Below are 18,514 nucleotides of genomic sequence, written 5' to 3' on the forward strand. Positions count from 1 at the left end.
CGCCAGGCGTGTCTATTGGGAAAAACATGGCCGGAGCACTTGCGCGCTCCGGCAACGGCGATCAGCTTTCGCACTGCCTGATCCGCGCCGCGACCTCGCCCGCACCGAAGACTCTTACCAGATCGGCATCCATGGTCATGGGAATATAGTCTTCATTTTCCGCCGGCTTGATGTAAGTCGAGAAATAGATCGGCCCGGTCGGGAGGACGCCCGCGACACAGGCGCGCAATATCTCGATCTCCGTGCTTCCCCTGATGCGTGGCCCCTCGATGCGGGAACGGCGCACCTTCTCCTGCAATGTTGTAAGCCTTGAAACCTCCTCGGGCTTCATTCTCCACACGCTTGTGGCAGTTCCCGCCCGCTTTTCGGCGTGGAACTGCGCGCGGGCAACGGTGTCTGCATCCTCGATCAACGCAAATGTGTCGACAGTCTCGCCCTTTACGCCATCTGTAGCGCTGCGAATAATCATCACCGCATCACCGGAACCTAACGAAAGATAGGCAGGAAGCTGCAAACCCACCCGCACATGCTCGAAATTCGTTGTCAGAAAATCGAGCCGCATGAGCTTGGGAATGCTGGAAATCGGCACTGTCATGCAGCCGGAAAGAAGCAGGAGCAAAACAAATCGTGTGAAATGCGATAAAGTCAATTTTATCATGATCAAAACCTGAAAGCAGCAGCGCGATGCAGAACGGTTGCCGGATCGGGTTTTCCGAAACCGTTGCATCGCGCGCAAACTTGCACGGTCGACATTGCCGCAACATTATGGGTTCCGGAACGCCCAGTGCGCGCGCACGTTGATATGTTCCGGAAACGGCAGCAGGAGCGACCGCATGTATCGAAAAAATCTGGCGGCATTCTGCCTTCTCGTCACCTGCACCCCGACTTTTGCCGGACAGATCGAGGATGCGACCTTCCATAGTCCCGCCCTGAATGCGTCGCTTCCTGTCAACATCTATCGCCCGGACGGCGCGCCGCCGGAAAACGGCTGGCCGGTGCTTTACCTCCTGCACGGCCATGATGGCGACCAGAACAGCTGGCGCGATCTCGGCAATATCGAAAAGACGCTCGATACGCTCATCGCTGCCGGCGCCATCCGCCCGCTGGTTGTCGTCATGCCGGGCGTCAAGAACAGCTGGTATGTGGATTCCGCCGCTGTCGGCGGCCCCGGCGATTACGAAACCGCCCTGACTGGCGATCTGCGCCACCAAATCGAAAAAACGCTGCCGGTGCGGAAGGATCGGCAAGGCCGCGCCATCGCCGGCCTCTCCATGGGCGGTTTCGGCGCCCTGCATCTCGCCTATGGCCATGAAGACCTCTATGGCGCAGTGGCCAGCCTGTCGGGCGCCATCTGGCAGAATGTCCCCGCCTCCGATCTCGACAAGACACCCGCGGAACTCAAGCTCATTCAGGACAGCGCCTTTTTCCACCGGGTCGACCGCACCACCGTCACCAGCGGCATCGTGCTTCCCTCAACCGGCGACCATTTCTCCGGCGCCTTCGGCACACCTTTCGATGCAAGGCTCTTCAACGAAAAGAACGTCTTCACCCTCGTTGCGCAGCATGTGGCCGAAAGCCAGGATTTGCCCGCCACCTATCTGACCGTCGGCGACGATGACGGCTTCTTCCTCTGGCGCGGCGCCATCGCCCTGCATGAAACGCTGCAGGCCGACAAGCGCAAATCCGAATTGCGGGTGACCGACGGCGATCACGTCTGGTCGGTGTGGAAGGTTTCGATTATCGACGCGCTGAAGTTCATCGATGGGGAATGGGACAAGGCTGCCGACAAAGCCAAGGATTGAGGCGTGGGCCTCTTTCTCCTCACCGGATAAATCCGGTTACTTTCCGGCCCGCTTTTTCCCGCCCTTCCCCACCTCGTTCAACGCCACCGCCGCCCGGATCAGCGCCGCCAGCGCCTCCTCATTCACGATATCCCCCTCGTGAAAATCAATCGCCCGCCGCGTATTACCCTCAAGGCTCGAATTGAACAGCCCCGCCGGGTCCTCCAGCGAGGCGCCCTTCGCAAATGTCATCTTCACCGCGCTTTTGTAGGTTTCGCCGGTGCAGAGGATACCCGCATGCGACCAGACCGGCACGCCGCGCCATTTCACCTCTTCCACCACCTCCGGATCGGCCTTCCTGATTACCGCGCGAATATGCGCGAGCGTCTCGCCGCGCCAGTCGCCGAGCTGCGCGATCTTGCGGTCGATGAAGTCCGATGGTGCGGTCTCCTCCGCATCTTTCGTCATCGTGTTTTTCGCCATGGCTTCCTCCCGATTTCGACGCACGCCTGTTCCTTTTTTTAGCATAGACGAAATTTTCCTGTCCTCCCATGAGGAACCAAATCCGCCTCCCGCCGTTTCCTTCCCGAACGCAACGTTCAGCATACAAAGGGAAGAAACATCATGAAAATCAAGGTCATCGCTCTCGCTGCCGCAGCAGCGCTCTCCTCTTCCGTGGCTTTCGCCCAGACGGCCACTACTGCTCCTGCTGCCGGCGCGGACGCCACTTTGTCCGGCCCCGGCATTACCATGGGCACCAAGGCCAGCGGCCCGCTGAAGTTCGTCAATGTCCAGAAGACCGACCTCACCGCGTCCCAGCTCGATGGCATGGACATCTATAACGCGCAGAACGAAAACATCGGCGAAATCGAAGATGTCGTCATCGGCGACGGCAAGTCGGTGATCGGCCTTGTGGCCAGCGTCGGCGGTTTCCTCGGCATCGACAAGAGCTATGTGGTGCTCGACCCGGCTTCCGTTGCTGTCCACAACGACAACGGCACCTGGAAGGCCTATGTCGACACCACCAAGGAAGCGCTTCAGAACGCCCCGAAGCTCGATTACGACAAGCTGGACGACTGATTACCCCTGCAGTCCGCAAGCTTGTCCCCCCGCGCCCTGTCGCGGGGGTTTTCATGTGTGGTGCCCTGAGGGAAAACCCGGCACGCCCCGCCGGAGGGCACTTGCCTGACGGCGCGCCTCTCGCCTATCTTCGGCGCGCAAATCACCAAGGATCGCTGCGTGCCCGCCAATAGCCTCTCTTCCTTTGCCATCAGCACCGCCATCGCGCTCGGCGCCCTGCCGCTGTCAGCGCAGGCGGCCGACTGGAAACCGGCCGAGCAGATAAAAACCTACGCCATCAGCGGCAATACGGGCGGTGCGCTTTATCAATCGATTGGCGAGCGAGGTCCGACCGCCGGCGTGCAGGCCATTGCCCACACCACCTTCAAGCTGACATGGCGGCGGGATTACCGTCCGCAGCCGGATGGCGCCTGCGTGCTGGCCACAGCGAGGCCCAATCTCACCATCATCTACACCTGGCCGAAAGCACCGGCCAATCTGCCGTCCGCCGTCGCCGCCAGCTGGAGAACCTTCATCTCCGGCGTGGAAACCCACGAGCGCGTCCATGGTGACCATATTCTCGACATGGTGAAAAAGATCGAGGCCTTCAGCATCGGGCTGAGGGCGGAGAACGATCCAAAATGCCAGAAGGTGCGCGCCGTTCTGCAACAGCGTCTGGGTGAGCTTTCCAACGAGCAGCGCCAGCGCGGCCGCGATTTCGACCGCGACGAGCTTTCCCCGGGCGGGCGGGTGCATCAGCTCATCCTCGCCCTCGTCAGCGGCCCCTGAACGGCCGCGGCTATTCCGCCGCCTCGCCTTTCAGCAGGGGCTCGGCCAGCGTCACGCTTTCCAGCTCGTAGGAATAACCTTCGAGCATCGTATAGGCCTGTTCGATTGCCTCGATCTGCGCTTCGGCATTACGGATGGCTTCGGCTATGGACTGGCTGCGGGCGCGCAGCATGGAACTCAGCACATCGGTTTCCGGCTTGCGGCCGAGACGGTCCATATGTTTGCGAACCCGCGTGCGGTGCCGTTCAAGCTCGAGAATATGGAAACGGCTTTTCAGAATATCGTCGGTCAGCTTGCGGCGCATGGCGGCCACGGGGTCGAAACTGCCGGGTTCGCGTTCGTCCAGAATGAATTCATTCACCAGCGTTTCCAGCATCAGCAAGCCCTTGAGGTCCTTGGCGTCGGCAAGCTGCGGATCGTAGCCGGTATCGTCGAATACCTTGCGGCGCACCGGATCCTTCAGCAGCTCATAGGCCGTCTGCAGGCGCGCGAATTGCTCGGCGTCGCCGCCGCTATCGGGATGCGCGGCCTTGGCCACCTTGCGGTAGGCCGACTTGATCGCCGCCTCGTCGGCATCGCGCTCCACGCCAAGCAAAACATAGGGATCAATCACAAAAACACCTTCAAACGCAAACTGTTACCCGCATGCCCAACACCGCTCCCGTCTGGCACGCGGGCGGATCATAGGCCAATTCCGCCCGGCGCGGCACCCCGCCCGGGCGGTTAAACCGGCAAAGCCCACACAAAGCCTCATGGCGCGCCGCATCGTAACGGGCGGAAAAGCCCTTGATGCCGAAATTTGTCGGACCCAAGGCGACTATAATGACAGGCAGGACAAAATTGTGGAAAGCGGCGGCAAAACATGCCGCACGGTTCCGCACCGCGGCTGCCGCAACCGGCCGGAAAACACCATGGGGAGAAGCGTAACCGGCGCGTTTTCAGGGGGTTATGGTGGAAAGACGCCAACGGGTGTAAGCTCGGCTTTTGGATTGAAAGGGAGGACGATCCGATGCCGCAAACGATTACCCAGACCGTCACGGACTATGTCCATGCCATGGCCTATGCGGATGAAAGCCTGATGCGCGACGTTTTCGACCCGCGCGCCAGCATCGTCGGAACCTTCGAGGGCGAAATCGAATGGCTGTCCCTGGAGGACTTTGTCGACCAGATGCGCAAAAGCGAACGCGGCCTCCCCGATCACGATCCCGCCTTTGAAATCATGGGCATCGACAAGGAAGGCGACAGCGCCTCGGTGAAGCTGACGACCCGTTTCGACGGCATGGATTTTTACGAATATCTCTCCCTGCTGGAACGCGACGGCAACTGGTCGATCGTGCACAAGCTCTATCACATAAAGCCGTAGGCATCACCGAAACCGCCACCCCGCTCGCGATCCGGTTACTTTTCCGATGAAGGAGTTAGAACAGGTCGCTGTAGATCGCCGTTATCCAGAGCGCGTTAAAGAAGAGCCAGATAACACCGAGCCACATGATTTTGCGGCTGCTATCGGTTCTCATCGCCACAATCGCGATAAGCAGACCGCCGACTATCCTTGCCAGATACCATGGCCCGAGCTGTTCGAAGTGTTCCCTGCCCTTGATGTAGGTGTCCAGCAGATCGAAGACGAAGGAGGCGGCAAACAGGGCAAAGAACGCATGTCGCCTGCGCACGAAAAAACTTTCCCGTTCGGACAATTCCTGAATGTGATCGGGATAAAGCAGCGTCGACATCAAAAAGAACAGCGACGTGTAGACCAGAACGAAAATGTAAATCCAGAAATTCCAGTTGTGGATCAGCCGCAGGGCAAACTCCCACCACCAGAAATGGACCGCTCCAAGAAGCAGGACAATCGACCAGACGATCTGCGCGTGCATGCGGTCGGTTTTCTGCGGCTCCTGCAGCCTTCTGGAAAGACCGGACAACACCCTGGTGATGGCCAGGCCGAGGATGAGGCTTACCAATATCCGCAAATGACCATATGCATCCATTGAAAGCGCCCGCTGTTGCTCAACTTATCCGCCGAACAATATGCTTAAACCTTCGGGCTTTACAACTCTGGCGGATGCCCCGCCCTTCCCGATCTCACCTTCCAGTGGGCAGGACCAGCTTCCCGATGCGAAAGTTTCCCGGGCCGGCACGCCGAAGCCGGGCATTCCAGTTTCATCGGGGCTCAACCACCGGCAGGGGCAGACGCAAAGCGCCACCCGTCACACGGTGCATTCAACCAAATAGATTTCAGGATTAAGCGATTGATTTTACTGGTGCCCCCGGCAGGGTTCGAACCCGCGACCCCCTGATTACAAATCAGGTGCTCTACCAACTGAGCTACAAGGGCAAGCCAGTGCCTTGCCAACTATCAGATTCTGACTTGGTGTAAAGCAAAAACTAGCGCCGTGGCATCGACAGACCGCTTTTCCACACCGTGGCCATACGCGCTGTTCGCGTGATCGCAATTGTAGCAAAAGGCCCGGAAAATAAGCGAAGTATTTACGCAGCACCACTAGAATGGCGATGAAACATAACCATTCCAGTGAGAACAACGCATCATATGCGCGCGAGCATACAGAAAATCCAGCTGACGGGCACGATCATCATCGCCGTAAGCTCCATCCTGCTGGCAACCCTTGCCGCGCTGCCCAGCGTCTACAATTATCTGCGTTATCGCACCAATGCCGCGCAGCTCACCCGCTTTGAAACCGCTCTCCAGTCCGCATGGCTCGTGTCGGCCGAGCGAGGCCCCGCCAATAATCTGATGGGCGCATCCGTGCCGGATGCAAGGCTGGTCGAGGGGCTTGCCGCCGCGCGCAAGGCAACGGACGACAAGCTGTCGGAGCTGGAGAAATCCTTCGCCGACGATATCCGGACACAGCCTGAACTGGCGAACTCGCTTGCTGAAACTCGCCAGAAGCTCGAACAATCGCGAGAGCTGGTCGATCAGGTTGCGGCACTCCCCCCTGACGCGCGCAACCACGGCGCGACGTCCAACGCGATTTCATCGATGTTCAAGGCGGCGGACAGCGTCAATCTGCTGCGCGGCAGGGCCGCACGCGCCATCATCAAGGTGACGCCCGACGTGGCGATTGACATCGCACTGACTGGCACGGCGGGCGTGATGCGGGACCGGATCGGCCGCCTCGGTTCCTATGTGATCATGAGTCTCAAGGCGAACAGGCAGGAAAAGCTCGGTTATCGCACCAAGTTCGACTCCGAGATGCAGAGCCTGCTGTCGCTGAAAGCATCGCTGACCAATTATACCGCCGCCTATCTGTCGACGCCGCGACTGGACGGGGCATTGCGCGATCTTGAAACCCAGTATTTCGGTCAGGCTTTGCGTTACGCGCAGAATACGATCGTGATGGCCGTGCCATCCGCCCAACCAAGCGCACTTGAATTTTCCAGAAACTATATCGCCGGCATGCGGTCGTCCGATACGCTGCGCGACCTTATCCTGTCCGAAACGCGCGCGCGGATCGAAAAGAAAAAGCAGGAGGCCCTGATCTACGGCGGAACGTCGCTCTTTGTCGCCGGCATCGCGGTCCTGGTCCTGTTAAGGCTGACATCCGTTTATAAAACCGCGCTGTTCCGGCCCATGCAATCCGTCCAGGCGCAGATCGCCGCCATCGCTGGCGGGGATCTTTCCGAGAGCAATCATGAGGACAGGGTTGCTCCGGAAGTGAAGAAGATGTTCGAGGAACTGGATTTCCTGCGCGAACAGCTTCGCCAGAAGGGCGAAATGGAAAACCAGCAGCGTGCGCTGGCCGAACAACTGCGCACCCTTTCCGAAACCGATGCGCTGACGGGCGTCTTCAACCGCCGCGCACTCGAAAAGGCGGTTCGCTCCATATTGACGGGCGACGAACAATGTCAGTCGCTTGGCGTGATGATTGTCGATATCGACCATTTCAAATCGATCAACGACCGTTACGGCCATGCCATGGGTGACATCGCGCTTCAGAAGACCGCGGGCCTGCTGCGCAGCGCATTGCGCAAGCACGACATTCTCGCCCGATATGGCGGTGAGGAATTCGTCGTCGTGCTGCAGGATGTCAGCCACGCCACGGCGACGGCCACGGCCGACCGCCTTCGCCGCCTGATCGAAGCCCAGACCATCGACGAGCAAAGCGGCCTGTCACTGACGGCAAGTTTCGGCGTGGTCTGGCAGGAAGCGCGTGCGATCAACAGCTGGGACGAGTTGATCGCCATCGCCGACGACCGGCTTTACGAAGCCAAGCGCGCGGGCCGCAACCGGGTCTGGGCAACCTATTTCCCAAAGGTCGCGAACGGCTAAGAACATCGCCGGCGGCGGGTTTTGCTTCGACTAGATCAAATCCAGCGTCATGACCACGGGGCAATGATCGGAAGCCTTGGGGCGATCCCAGCCGGTGCGGGGATAACGTTCGACCTCCTGCCCCGGCGGGAATACCGTCCGGAAAGGTTGCCCATTGCGGATGATCTCGGGGACATGCGTGGCGTTCGTCTCCGCCAGACGCGGGGACAGCCAGATATAGTCGAGCTGGCACAGATGCTGCTCCTGCGGCCCGCGTGAATGGTAAAGCGTCCAGCGATCCATGACATCACGGCGCATCATCGGATTGACCACGAAACCATCGGCCGAAAGGATATCGAGCGCGCTGCGCTCCTCCTCGACGGGCGTGAAGCTGTAGCCGCTGCGCCTGTCGCCGGAAATCGCGACACGCTCCTGATAATCGTTCATATCGCCGCAGATCGCGAAATTCTTGTTGCGAGTATTGCCCACACCCCAGCGGTTTTCAATGATACGGCGCACGGCCATGGCCTCCGCCTCGCGGATCGGCATGGTGGCGATGCGGGCGTCGACCGCATCGCGGGCATTGGTCATGGATTTGAAATGCGTGACGTAAAGCGTGAGCGGCTTGCCGCCGATCCTCAGATCGATTTCCAGGCAATCCCGTTTGAAAATCTTGTCGTCGACCTGGTTTGTGGCGGCAAGCGCGGAATTGAAGAGATCGAGATTACGATAGGTCAGCGCCGCATGGCTCTTGATATCGACCACCTCGATCCTGTCGCCGTCCCGCGTCTCCTCGCGCATGACAACGGCGACATCGATGCCGCGGCTGTCATTGCCCTCGACCAGATATTTCTGCAGGTAGCCATTGCCAACCATGCGATAGAGATAGCCATATTCGAAGGCCTGCAGCGCGGCCATGTTGTCCACTTCCTGCAGGCAGAGAATATCGGCATCCGCATCGGCGATGGCGAGCGCCGAAAGCTGGCGCGTATCGTCTGTGGAAGACACCATCCGCGCGCTTTCCAGCGCCTGATAGGTCGCCTCGTCGCGAATATCGAAAAGCTGGATCGCCCTGTCGCGCCGCGTCTGGTTGCGAAAGCCGGTGAAATCGAAACGAGTGAGGAGATTTTCGATATTGAAGGTGGCAAGCCGAAGCGACATGAATGATCCCTGTTTTGAATACCGAGATTAGCGATTCCAGACCCGTTTCGCCAGTGGAGTGTTCTCGCACGAGTGCGGCGCTGCCTATCTCTTTCCCATTGCTGAATTTCTCTCCGTCATACCGGCCCTGAGCCGGTATCCAGCCAGCCCAAGTCCTTGGGCTGAAAGGACTCTCTCGCCGCGCAGACGCGCGTCGGCTGGATTCCGGCTCAAGGCCGGAACGACGGGGAACCCAATAAAATAGGAGAAGCGAGATCTGCCGTATTATTGCATCGACAGATCGCCCGTGACACCACCTCTAAAGCCGCCATGCCGCGCGAATGGCGACCGGCAGACGGTCCCCGACGTCAACCGCTTCGCGCGAATAGGCTCTGAGCGCCTGCCCGTCCGGCAGGTCGAGACGCAGGGCATAACGCTCGCCCTCGTAGAGAACCGAGGTGACGGTGCAGGCGATGCCGTCTGCATCCCGCACCACATCCTGCGGCCGCACGAGAATATCCGCCTTCGGCAATTGCCGGCCGCTTTCCATCGCGGCCCGAAGCGCCGTCCCGTCGATATCCCGAGAGGTGCCTTCCGGAACCGGCACGGTGAGGATTGACCCCTGCCCCACCAGCGAGCCGACGAGCCGGCCCTCCGGCCGCGCATAAAGCTCCGCCGGTGGCGCGACCTGCAGCAGCTTGCCCTGCGACATGACGGCGACATCGGTTGCCAGCGCCATGGCTTCGGCCTGATCGTGGGTGACATAGATCATCGTTGCGCCGGAGCGGATGTGGAACTCGCGGAATGTCTCCTCCATCTCCTGCCTGAGATGCCGGTCGAGATTGGCGAGCGGCTCGTCGAGCAGCACCACGTCAGGCTCGGTAACGAGGCAGCGGGCAAGCGCCACACGCTGCCGCTGGCCACCGGACAATTCGGCGGGGCGGCGATCGGCGAAGCTCTCGAGGCGAACGGCGGCCAGCGCCTGGCGCACCTTCTCGCGATATTTCTCGCCCGAAATGCCGCGCACCTTCAAGGGATAACCGGCATTGTCGGCAACCGACATATGCGGCCACAGCGCATAGGACTGGAACACCATCGCCATGTTGCGCCGCTCCGGCGGCACCATGCTGCCGGCATCGGCCAGCACCCGCTCGCCGAGCAGGATGGAACCATCGGTCGGCTGTTCGAAACCGGCGATCATGCGCAGCACCGTCGTCTTGCCGCAGCCGGAAGGCCCGAGCAGAGCGAGAAAACCGCCGTCACGCACCGTCAGCGACACATCGTCCACGGCTGGCTTCGAACCGGCACCGAAACTCTTCGACAGGCGGTTGAGGATCAGTTTCGCCAAGGGACCACTCCTTTCGGCAGATAGCGCCCCAGAATTTCCAGCAGAGCCATGAGGAAAATCACCATGATGACGACAAGCACCGAAAGTGCCGAGGCGAGATCGAAGCTGCCGCTATCATCGAGATTGTAGATAAGCACGCCGAGCGTCTGGGTGCCGGCGGACCACAGCAGCGCCGAGACCGTCAGCTCGTTGCAGGCGATGAGGAAAACGAGAATGACCGAAGCCCCCGCTGCGGGCCCGACCAGCGGCAGGATTATATCCTTCAGCCGCCGCCAGAAACCGGCGCCGGAGAGCCTTGCCGCCTCTTCCAGAGACGGATCGAATTGCAGGAAAGCGCTGACCATGGGCTTGAGGCTGACGGCGAAGAAGGAGGAGAAATAGGCGAGCAGAATGATCCAGATCGTGCCGTAAAGCGTGATGCCAAGCAGTGGAATGGGAGCGGCGAAAAGCAGTACGAAGGAGACGGAAATCACCACCCCCGGCAGCGCATAGGGAATATCCACCAGCGCCGAGAGCAGGAACATGAAACGGCTTTTGCCGCGCACGAGGAAATAAGCCGTCAGCACTGTCACCGCCAGGAGACACAAGGATGTCGCCGTCGCCAGAAACAGCGAATTGCGGAACGCCGTGCGGGTTACGCTCTGCCGATAGAGCAACTCTTCATAGGCATGCAGCGTCGCGGTCTTGAGGCTCAGCGGCACGCCATAGGCGGGCGCGAGCGAGCTTGCCACCAGCGCCGTCAGCGGCGCCACCAGCATGAAGAACAGCACGAGCCACAGGGCAAGCTCCGCCGCCACCCGCCATAGCCCCAGCCGGAAGGTCGCCGCCTTGCCGGAAAGGCCGATGATGCGATAGTCCCTGCCCTTCATCGCCCGTTCCTGCAGCGCAAGCCCGGCGACGGAGATGATGGCGATCATGGTGGAGAGAATGGCGATATCGCCGAATGTGCCTGTGCCGAAACTGGCAAAACGGCTGTAGATGAGCGTCGGCAGGGTAAAGATCGAGGCGGGGATGCCGAGGATCGCCGGAATGCCGAAATTGCCCACACTGGAGACGAAGGAGATCGCCGCCCCGGCGATCAATCCCGGCGTCGACAGCGGCAGGATGATATCGAACAATACGCGACGCGGCGACGCGCCGGAGAGCTTCGCAGCCTCGATGCCGTCCTGCGGCAAGGCGAGCAGACCGGCCCGCAGCGACAGATAGACGAGCGGCGCGTGCTGCACACCGAGCAGCAGCGCGATGCCCGCAATGGAATAAAGCGGCTGCGGCGATCCCATCGGCGGCGCAAGGCCGATAGCCTTCAACAGCGTGCTCGAAGGACCAGTCATGCCGATCCACGACAGCGCCGTCACCTGCGGCGGTATCATCATCGGCAGCATGAACAGGAAGCTTAGGATCGACTTGCCGCGAATGTCGCAAAGCGTCAGCGAAAGCGCGAAAGCGCTGCCGATCAAAAGCGAAATCAGCATGCCGAAAAACGAGGTGGAGAGCGTGTTCAGCGCCGCATCCCAAAGGGCCGGATCGGCGAGAAGCCGCCATATGTCACCGTTAAGTGACGAGATGACGCCGGTATAGGCGAGCCGGCCGAGCGGCAGGGCGCTGAGCGCAAAAACAACGCTGACCACAAAAGGAAACAGCCAGCGCGGCTGGCTGCTTCCATAGGCATTGGAACGGGTCATTCCGCTATATCAGCCCTTGGAGCCGAAGATGTCGGAGAAGGTCTTCAGGTCCTGTTCGGAATTCTTCAGCGCATCGGCAGCGTTGAGCGGCAGGACCTTGATCTTTTCGCGGGCCGGGAAACCTTCCGGCATGCCGGCATCGGCGCGAACCGGGATATAGCCGAGCTTGACGAAGCCCTGCTGGCCCTTTTCGGACAGCACGTAATCGACGAACTTCTTCGCCGCTTCCTGATGCTTGGTGCCCTTGATGATCGCGACCGGCTCGGTGACGGCCGAAACGCCCTCTTCCGGGAAGACGAACTCGACCGGCGCACCCTTCGCCTTTTCGCGGATCGGCATGTAATCGACGACCACGCCATAGGCCTTTTCGCCCGATGCGACGGACTTCAGGACCGCGCCGTTGCCGCCGCCGGCAATGGCTTCATTGGCCTTCAGCTGCTTGTAATAATCCCAACCGAGGCCGTTTGCGGCGGCAAGCGTCTGCGCATGGATCAGCGCCGCACCCGAGGTCAGCGGGCTTGGCATGGTGACGAGACCCTTGGCTTCAGCCTTGGCAAGATCCTTCCAGCTCGTCGGCTTCATCGCGGCGGCAGTGTTGTACATGATGCCGGTGGTGATGAGCTTGGTGGAATAATAGAAGCCGTCCGCATCGTAGAGAGAGGCGTCGATATTCTTGGCTTCCGCAGACTTGTGGGCGAGGAGCTGACCGGCCTGCTTCATGCGTTCCAGCGTCACGGTATCGGCGATCAAAAGCACGTCGGCAACCGGATTGCCGGCATTGATCTCAGCCATCAGCTTGGCCATGATCTTCGGCGTTCCGTCACGCACCCATTCAACCTCGAGACCGGGATTGGCGGCCTTGAAACCATCAACGGTCGCCTGCGCGTCCTCGTTGGGCTGGCTGGTGTAAAGCACCAGATCGGCGGCATTGGCGGCAGTGGCGATGAAGCCGAGCGACACGATGGCGGTGAAAGCGGAGAGCAACGTTTTCATGGGTCCAGTCCCTGTTGTTTGGTGGGACCGCTAAAACATGATTGCATAACATGTATGTGACAGGCAGGATTTTTGGGGTGGGATCTGTTGGCGCAAGCGGGATTGAGTGGAACAGTACCCCTTAGTGCTTGCGGCTCACCCCCTCTGCCCTGCCGGGCATCTCCCCCTCAAGGGGGGAGATCGACTCGCGGATAGGTCTCCCCCATCTCAACGTTTGCGAATGAAGTGGCGGTAGCGCCTCTTGCCGATCTCCCCCCTTGAGGGGGAGATGTCCGGCAGGACAGAGGGGGGTGAGCCGCAAACTCCGTCGTTGCCGCGCGCCCTCAAATCGCCGCGATCGCCTCGCCCGTTTCCGCCTGCGCCGTCGCAATCAACCGGCCAAGCCGCTTCATGCCTTCCTCGATCATCGCCTCGTTGGCGCAGGAGAAGCTGATGCGCAGCGTATTCGTGCCGGAGCCATCCGCGAAGAATGCCCGGCCGGGAACGAAGGCGACCTTTTCCGTGGCGATGGATTTCGCCAGCAGAGCCGCGCCGTCCATACCCTCAGGCAACGTCACCCAGATGAACATGCCGCCTTCCGGCTTCGTCCAGCGCGTGCCCTTCGGCATGTATCTGTCGAGCGCGGCCAGCATCGCGTCACGGCGGGCGCTATACGCTGCCTTGATCTTGGCGACCTGTTTGTCGAAGCCGCGCGAGGCGACACGTTCGATGGCGATCTGGTTGATGGTCGAGGAATGCAGGTCAGCGGCCTGCTTCATCAGCACCAGCTTGCGAATGACCGGCGCGGAAGCGACAATGTAACCGACACGAAGGCCCGGTGCGAGCGTCTTGGAGAAACTGCCGCAATAGATGGTGCGGGTGTTCTCGATGCCGCCCGAGCGGGCGATGTCGAGCGCCATGATCGGCGGAACCGCCTCGCCATCGTAACGCAGCGACTGGTAAGCGGCGTCTTCGATGACGGCGATATCCAACTCGTCGGCCAGTGCCAGAACCTTTTCGCGTCCGGCCAGATCGACGGTTTCGCCGGTCGGGTTGGAGAAATCGGCCGAGAGATAAGCGAACTTCACCGCGCCGCCGAGCTTGGCCGCCGTTTCGCGGTAAGCCTCGGGCGTGCGGTTGCCGCCGGGATTGAGCTGGTCGTAATTCGGCTCATAGGCGTTGAAGGCGGAAAGCGCGCCGAGATAGGTCGGCCAGGTCACCAGCGCCGTATCCTTCGGCGACAGGAACAGCTTGCCGAGATAATCGAGACCCTGCTGCGAACCGGAAACGATGAAGACGTTATCGGCGGTGCAGTCGATGCCGATCTCGGCCATTTCGCCGGCCAGCCACTCGCGCAGCGGCTTGTAACCTTCGCTCACCGAATATTGCAGCGCCGAGTTTACCTGCGAACCCGAAAAAATTTCCGCATAAGCCTGCTGGAACTCCTCTGCGGGGAAAAGAGCCGGGTCCGGAATACCGCCGGCAAAGGAGATGATATCGGGCTGTTCGAGCAGCTTCAGCAGCTCGCGGATTTCGGACGCTTTCATGCGCGAAGAGCGCGTGGCGAAAATTTGTTCCCAATTAAGCATGGGTACGTTTCCTCTTGTGTCGTTTTTATGCGTGCATCTTTACAGAAATGTCGATACGTCAGCAATACTGACTTATCAGTTTTTCGAATTATTTCTGCCTCCCTGCACATTGCCCGCAACCGACCTGCCTTGAGGCCCGATTTTGCGGACAAAGCCAAATACACCCTTGCGCAAAGCTTCACAATCACACCTTTGCGATTGACGCGGCATGGTTTTCCGGCTGGATTGCGCGCGCGCCGCAACACGGCGAAAGCATCATGGGAGTTTGACGACATGCTGAAAAACATCGACCCGGCGCTGAATGCCGATGTCCTGCACGCGCTGCGCGCCATGGGGCATGGCGATACGCTGGTGATCTCCGACACCAACTTCCCTTCCGATTCGGTTGCCCGCCAAACGACCGTCGGCAAGGTGCTGCATATCGACAACGTCTCCGCAGCCCGCGCCATGAAGGCGATCCTCTCCGTCCTGCCGCTCGATACACCGCTGCAGCCTTCCGTCGGCCGCATGGAAGTGATGGGCGCACCGGATCAGCTGGAGCCGGTACAGGTGGAAGTGCAGAAGGAAATCGACGCGGCGGAAGGAAAATCCGCTCCCATGTATGGCATCGAGCGCTTCGCCTTCTACGAACAGGCAAAAAAAGCCTATTGCGTCATCACCACGGGGGAGACACGATTTTATGGCTGCTTCCTTCTGAAGAAGGGCGTCATCCCGCCCGCCACATAAGGCCAAAAACGGGAAAATTGCGCTGGCCGCCGGCCTTCATGACAATTTCAAGTTGTTATGACAAAAACTTCCACTAGGCTTGAAAAACCAACCGGAGGTGTGCGGATCATGACCCAATATGTCCTGGCGTTCTGGAATGTCGAAAACCTGTTTGCGCCGGAGGGTTATCCGGCGCGCGAGCCGTGGATTGCCGAGCGGCTGAAGAACGATCTGAAAGGCTGGACCGAGGACCTGTTCAAAACCAAGGTCAAACAGCTCGGTCTGATCATAAGCCAGATCGGCGGCGCGGGACCGGATCTGCTCGGTGTGTGCGAAGTCGAGAACCGTTTCGTTCTGGAGACGCTGGCGGAACATCTGAACGACCTCATGCCCGCGCGCGCCTATCGGGTCGTGCATGCCGATTCCAGCAAGGACCAGCGCGGCATCGATACCGCCTTCATCTATGACAGCAAAAAGCTGCTGATCAACGAAAACGAGATTTTCAGCCATTTCGTGATGCGCCGTACCGGCACGCGCGACATTACCCAATGCACCTTCATCACCAAGGGCGGCCGCCAGCTTATCGCGCTCTCCAACCACTGGCCGTCGCGCTCTGGCGGCGCGGTGGAAAGCGCCGGTTTTCGTATGACGGCAGGTGAAACGCTGGGCTATTGGCACCAGCGAATTCGCGAAGAAAAAGGAAACGACATCGCCGTCATCGCCTTCGGCGACTTCAACGACGATCCTTCCGATGCATCGCTGCGCTACCACGCCAATTCCACCCGCGAGCGCGACGATGTCGAAAATTCACAATCGGCGATGTTCTACAATCTCACCTGGAATTACCTGCGCCAGCCGGTGGTCGATTCCGTCGGCACCGCACGAACGATCTACGGCACACTCTATTTCAACGGAGACGCCAATATCTTCGATCAGATTCTCGTCTCCAGATCGCTTCTGACCGGTAGCAGCGGCTTCAAGGCGCGTGAGGAGACGGCAAAAATCGAAGCGATTGCTGCCATGGTCAGTCACAGCAAGAATGAGGGGCCGATCCGCTTCGGCCTTTCGAAAGGCGATGCGGTCAAAAACGTAAATCTCGGTGGTTTTTCCGATCACTTCCCCGTTTCCGTTGTCATCGAGGAAGACGACGCCATCGTGTGACGGTGCATCGAAAACAAAAAAGGCCGGAGCTTTCGCTCCGGCCTTCCTGTTCTCTACCAGTCAATGAAGCTTAGTTGACAGCCTTGTCGACCAGCTTGTTCTTGCCGATCCAGGGCATCATGCCGCGCAGCTTGGCGCCGACTTCTTCGATCTGGTGGGCGTCGTTGTTGCGACGGATACCCTTGAAGCGGGCAGCGCCGGCCTTCCATTCCTGCATCCACTCGGAAGTGAATTTGCCGGTCTGGATGTCGTGCAGGACGCGCTTCATTTCAGCCTTGGTGTCGGCGGTGATGATGCGCGGACCGGTGACGTATTCGCCCCATTCGGCCGTGTTGGAGATCGAGTAGTTCATGTTGGCGATGCCGCCTTCATAGATGAGGTCGACGATCAGCTTCACTTCGTGCAGGCACTCGAAATAGGCCATTTCCGGTGCGTAACCGGCTTCAACCAGGGTTTCGAAACCGGCGCGGATGAGCTCAACGAGACCGCCGCAGAGAACGACCTGTTCGCCGAAGAGGTCTGTTTCGCACTCTTCCTTGAAGTTGGTTTCGATGATGCCCGAACGACCGCCGCCAACGCCGCAGGCGTAGGAGAGAGCGAGTTCAAGAGCGTTGCCCGAAGCGTTCTGGTGAACGGCAACGAGGCAGGGAACGCCGCCGCCCTTCTGGTATTCGCCGCGAACCGTGTGGCCGGGGCCCTTCGGTGCGATCATGACGACGTCGAGCGACGCCTTCGGCTCGATGAGGCCGAAGTGAACGTTGAGGCCGTGTGCGAAAGCGATTGCAGCGCCATCACGGATGTTGCCGGCGATGTCGGCCTTGTAGATGTCGGCCTGGAGCTCGTCCGGCGTCGCCATCATCAGAAGGTCGCCCCACTTGGCGGCTTCGGCAACGGTCATGACCTTGAAGCCGTCGGCTTCAGCCTTCTTGACGGTCGGCGAACCGGCCTTCAGGGCGATGACGACGTTCTTGGCGCCGGAATCCTTAAGGTTCAGCGCATGGGCGCGGCCCTGGGAGCCGTAACCGACGATGACGACATTCTTGGACTTGATGAGATTGAGATCGGCATCACGATCATAATAAACGCGCATTTTATGGTCCTTCCCTAATGCTTGTCTCTCAGTTGTCTGAACCGGAATGTCAGGCGGGTTTGCCGCTGAGTTCCGAATGTACCTTTTCCGTGCCGTAGAGGGTCAGAAAGGCGACGACCGCCTTCTTCGCCCGGGCGGAAAAATCCTTGTCCGGCGCCTCGCCCAGCAGCATGCGCACATGCAGATCCGAAACGATGAGACCGTAAAAACTGCGATACGCCTCTTCAGCGTCATCGAAACGCAGATAGCCGGAACGGCGACCCGCCTCGATCAGCCCACGGGCGCGGCGGTCGATCTGGCGACGGCCGCGTTCCAAGAGCAGATCGCCGAGCTTCGAGCCGTCACGGCTCGCCTGCCCTATCGCCAGACGGTTAAGCGCCAGTGACACGTCACCCGCCAGCACATCCAGCAGATCATGCGCGAAAACTTCGAGGTGATCGGCAAGCTGCGGTGCGGAAACGCGGTCGCCCGCCTTCTCGAAGGTGCGGACCTTGCTCTGCTGAAAGGTGATCATCGCCGCCAGCAGGCCATCGCGATCGCCGAACCACTTGTAGAGGCTTTCCTTGGAACAGTTTGCAGCGCGCGCCAGCCCCGATGTAGTGAGCGCTTTCTCGCCACCCTCGACCAATAGACGCAATGCCTGATCCAGAACGACGTTCTGGCGCGGCGAAAATTCCTGCGCTGTGATCGGGTCGGAAGCCAAGTCTTTTCCACTCCAGGGGCTCGATTAATGTACCGTACGGTACGGTTCGAGCGCCATTTAAGCGGAGGCAGCGTTGGGGTCAAGCGGATTCTTCGGGGGAGGATGAGAATTGACGCGGTGCCCCGGAGTATCACGGCAAGCTTGAGGTGAACCTCCAGGAGGTTTTGCGTTGGTAGCGGACCGAAGGTGCGTGGGGCTTACCCCCCTCTGCCCTGCCGGGCATCTCCC

18 protein-coding genes and 1 tRNA gene are annotated in these 18,514 nt (G+C 60.0%); 7 read left to right on the forward strand and 12 right to left on the reverse strand.

The window, feature by feature from the left end:
• Nucleotides 1–61: 61 nt before the first annotated feature.
• On the reverse strand, nucleotides 62–727 hold the full coding sequence (locus EM858_RS15880; protein ID WP_236776315.1) for a hypothetical protein: 666 nt from the start codon (nucleotides 725–727) through the stop codon (nucleotides 62–64).
• A 106-nt stretch (nucleotides 728–833) separates the two neighbouring features.
• Here EM858_RS15880 and EM858_RS15885 point away from each other — a divergent pair, with 106 nt between their 5' ends.
• A complete protein-coding gene (locus tag EM858_RS15885; protein ID WP_127757217.1) occupies nucleotides 834–1,802 on the forward strand; it encodes an alpha/beta hydrolase family protein in 969 nt (322 codons plus the stop codon).
• Between the two features lie 36 nt (nucleotides 1,803–1,838).
• On the opposite strand, the gene EM858_RS15890 is transcribed toward EM858_RS15885, so the two are convergent.
• Nucleotides 1,839–2,264 carry a DUF1801 domain-containing protein gene (locus EM858_RS15890; RefSeq protein WP_127757218.1) on the reverse strand — a complete coding sequence of 142 codons (426 nt, stop codon included), beginning with the start codon at nucleotides 2,262–2,264 and terminating at the stop codon, nucleotides 1,839–1,841.
• A 141-nt stretch (nucleotides 2,265–2,405) separates the two neighbouring features.
• Between EM858_RS15890 and EM858_RS15895 the strand changes: the two genes are divergently transcribed.
• Nucleotides 2,406–2,861 carry a PRC-barrel domain-containing protein gene (locus tag EM858_RS15895; RefSeq protein WP_003522438.1) on the forward strand — a complete coding sequence of 152 codons (456 nt, stop codon included), beginning with the start codon at nucleotides 2,406–2,408 and terminating at the stop codon, nucleotides 2,859–2,861.
• A gap of 159 nt (nucleotides 2,862–3,020) precedes the next feature.
• Nucleotides 3,021–3,629, forward strand: a complete 609-nt coding sequence (locus tag EM858_RS15900; RefSeq protein ID WP_127757219.1) for a DUF922 domain-containing Zn-dependent protease — start codon at nucleotides 3,021–3,023, stop codon at nucleotides 3,627–3,629.
• Nucleotides 3,630–3,639: 10 nt separating this feature from the next.
• Here the strand turns inward: EM858_RS15900 and EM858_RS15905 are convergent, their stop codons facing one another.
• Nucleotides 3,640–4,242, reverse strand: a complete 603-nt coding sequence (locus EM858_RS15905; RefSeq protein ID WP_003522436.1) for a J domain-containing protein — start codon at nucleotides 4,240–4,242, stop codon at nucleotides 3,640–3,642.
• 396 nt (nucleotides 4,243–4,638) lie between these two features.
• Between EM858_RS15905 and EM858_RS15910 the strand changes: the two genes are divergently transcribed.
• Complete coding sequence (locus EM858_RS15910) at nucleotides 4,639–4,992, forward strand: nuclear transport factor 2 family protein (RefSeq protein ID WP_003522435.1); 354 nt, start codon at nucleotides 4,639–4,641, stop codon at nucleotides 4,990–4,992.
• A 55-nt stretch (nucleotides 4,993–5,047) separates the two neighbouring features.
• Here the strand turns inward: EM858_RS15910 and EM858_RS15915 are convergent, their stop codons facing one another.
• The gene (locus tag EM858_RS15915; protein ID WP_080816595.1) at nucleotides 5,048–5,617 is read right to left on the reverse strand and encodes a hypothetical protein; all 570 of its coding nucleotides are present in this window, start codon (nucleotides 5,615–5,617) and stop codon (nucleotides 5,048–5,050) included.
• Between the two features lie 271 nt (nucleotides 5,618–5,888).
• Nucleotides 5,889–5,964, reverse strand: a tRNA-Thr gene (locus EM858_RS15920).
• 213 nt (nucleotides 5,965–6,177) lie between these two features.
• Between EM858_RS15920 and EM858_RS15925 the strand changes: the two genes are divergently transcribed.
• Nucleotides 6,178–7,917: a GGDEF domain-containing protein gene (locus EM858_RS15925; protein ID WP_080816589.1), complete on the forward strand. Its 1,740-nt coding sequence runs from the start codon at nucleotides 6,178–6,180 to the stop codon at nucleotides 7,915–7,917.
• A 30-nt stretch (nucleotides 7,918–7,947) separates the two neighbouring features.
• Here the strand turns inward: EM858_RS15925 and EM858_RS15930 are convergent, their stop codons facing one another.
• The 5 genes from EM858_RS15930 to EM858_RS15955 all read right to left on the reverse strand — a co-directional run bounded on the left by EM858_RS15930 (nucleotide 7,948) and on the right by EM858_RS15955 (nucleotide 14,627).
• Nucleotides 7,948–9,057, reverse strand: a complete 1,110-nt coding sequence (locus tag EM858_RS15930) for an endonuclease/exonuclease/phosphatase family protein (protein WP_127757220.1) — start codon at nucleotides 9,055–9,057, stop codon at nucleotides 7,948–7,950.
• 298 nt (nucleotides 9,058–9,355) lie between these two features.
• Nucleotides 9,356–10,384, reverse strand: a complete 1,029-nt coding sequence (locus tag EM858_RS15935; RefSeq protein ID WP_127757221.1) for an ABC transporter ATP-binding protein — start codon at nucleotides 10,382–10,384, stop codon at nucleotides 9,356–9,358.
• The gene (locus EM858_RS15940; protein WP_127757222.1) at nucleotides 10,372–12,066 is read right to left on the reverse strand and encodes an iron ABC transporter permease; all 1,695 of its coding nucleotides are present in this window, start codon (nucleotides 12,064–12,066) and stop codon (nucleotides 10,372–10,374) included. Before EM858_RS15940 ends, EM858_RS15935 begins: the two co-directional genes overlap by 13 nt.
• Nucleotides 12,067–12,075: 9 nt before the next feature.
• A complete protein-coding gene (locus EM858_RS15945; protein WP_127757223.1) occupies nucleotides 12,076–13,059 on the reverse strand; it encodes an ABC transporter substrate-binding protein in 984 nt (327 codons plus the stop codon).
• 323 nt (nucleotides 13,060–13,382) lie between these two features.
• Nucleotides 13,383–14,627: a PLP-dependent aminotransferase family protein gene (locus tag EM858_RS15955; protein WP_127757224.1), complete on the reverse strand. Its 1,245-nt coding sequence runs from the start codon at nucleotides 14,625–14,627 to the stop codon at nucleotides 13,383–13,385.
• Nucleotides 14,628–14,900: 273 nt separating this feature from the next.
• Here EM858_RS15955 and EM858_RS15960 point away from each other — a divergent pair, with 273 nt between their 5' ends.
• Nucleotides 14,901–15,353: an RbsD/FucU family protein gene (locus EM858_RS15960; protein ID WP_127757225.1), complete on the forward strand. Its 453-nt coding sequence runs from the start codon at nucleotides 14,901–14,903 to the stop codon at nucleotides 15,351–15,353.
• Nucleotides 15,354–15,461: 108 nt separating this feature from the next.
• Nucleotides 15,462–16,493 carry an endonuclease/exonuclease/phosphatase family protein gene (locus tag EM858_RS15965; RefSeq protein WP_127757226.1) on the forward strand — a complete coding sequence of 344 codons (1,032 nt, stop codon included), beginning with the start codon at nucleotides 15,462–15,464 and terminating at the stop codon, nucleotides 16,491–16,493.
• Between the two features lie 70 nt (nucleotides 16,494–16,563).
• On the opposite strand, the gene ilvC is transcribed toward EM858_RS15965, so the two are convergent.
• The gene (gene ilvC, locus EM858_RS15970) at nucleotides 16,564–17,583 is read right to left on the reverse strand and encodes a ketol-acid reductoisomerase (protein ID WP_035260000.1); all 1,020 of its coding nucleotides are present in this window, start codon (nucleotides 17,581–17,583) and stop codon (nucleotides 16,564–16,566) included.
• 49 nt (nucleotides 17,584–17,632) lie between these two features.
• On the reverse strand, nucleotides 17,633–18,286 hold the full coding sequence (locus tag EM858_RS15975) for a TetR/AcrR family transcriptional regulator (protein ID WP_127757227.1): 654 nt from the start codon (nucleotides 18,284–18,286) through the stop codon (nucleotides 17,633–17,635).
• Nucleotides 18,287–18,514 lie beyond the last annotated feature (228 nt).

It is taken from the genome of Agrobacterium sp. CNPSo 2736, from assembly GCF_004005385.1.
Taxonomy (GTDB): domain Bacteria; phylum Pseudomonadota; class Alphaproteobacteria; order Rhizobiales; family Rhizobiaceae; genus Agrobacterium; species Agrobacterium leguminum.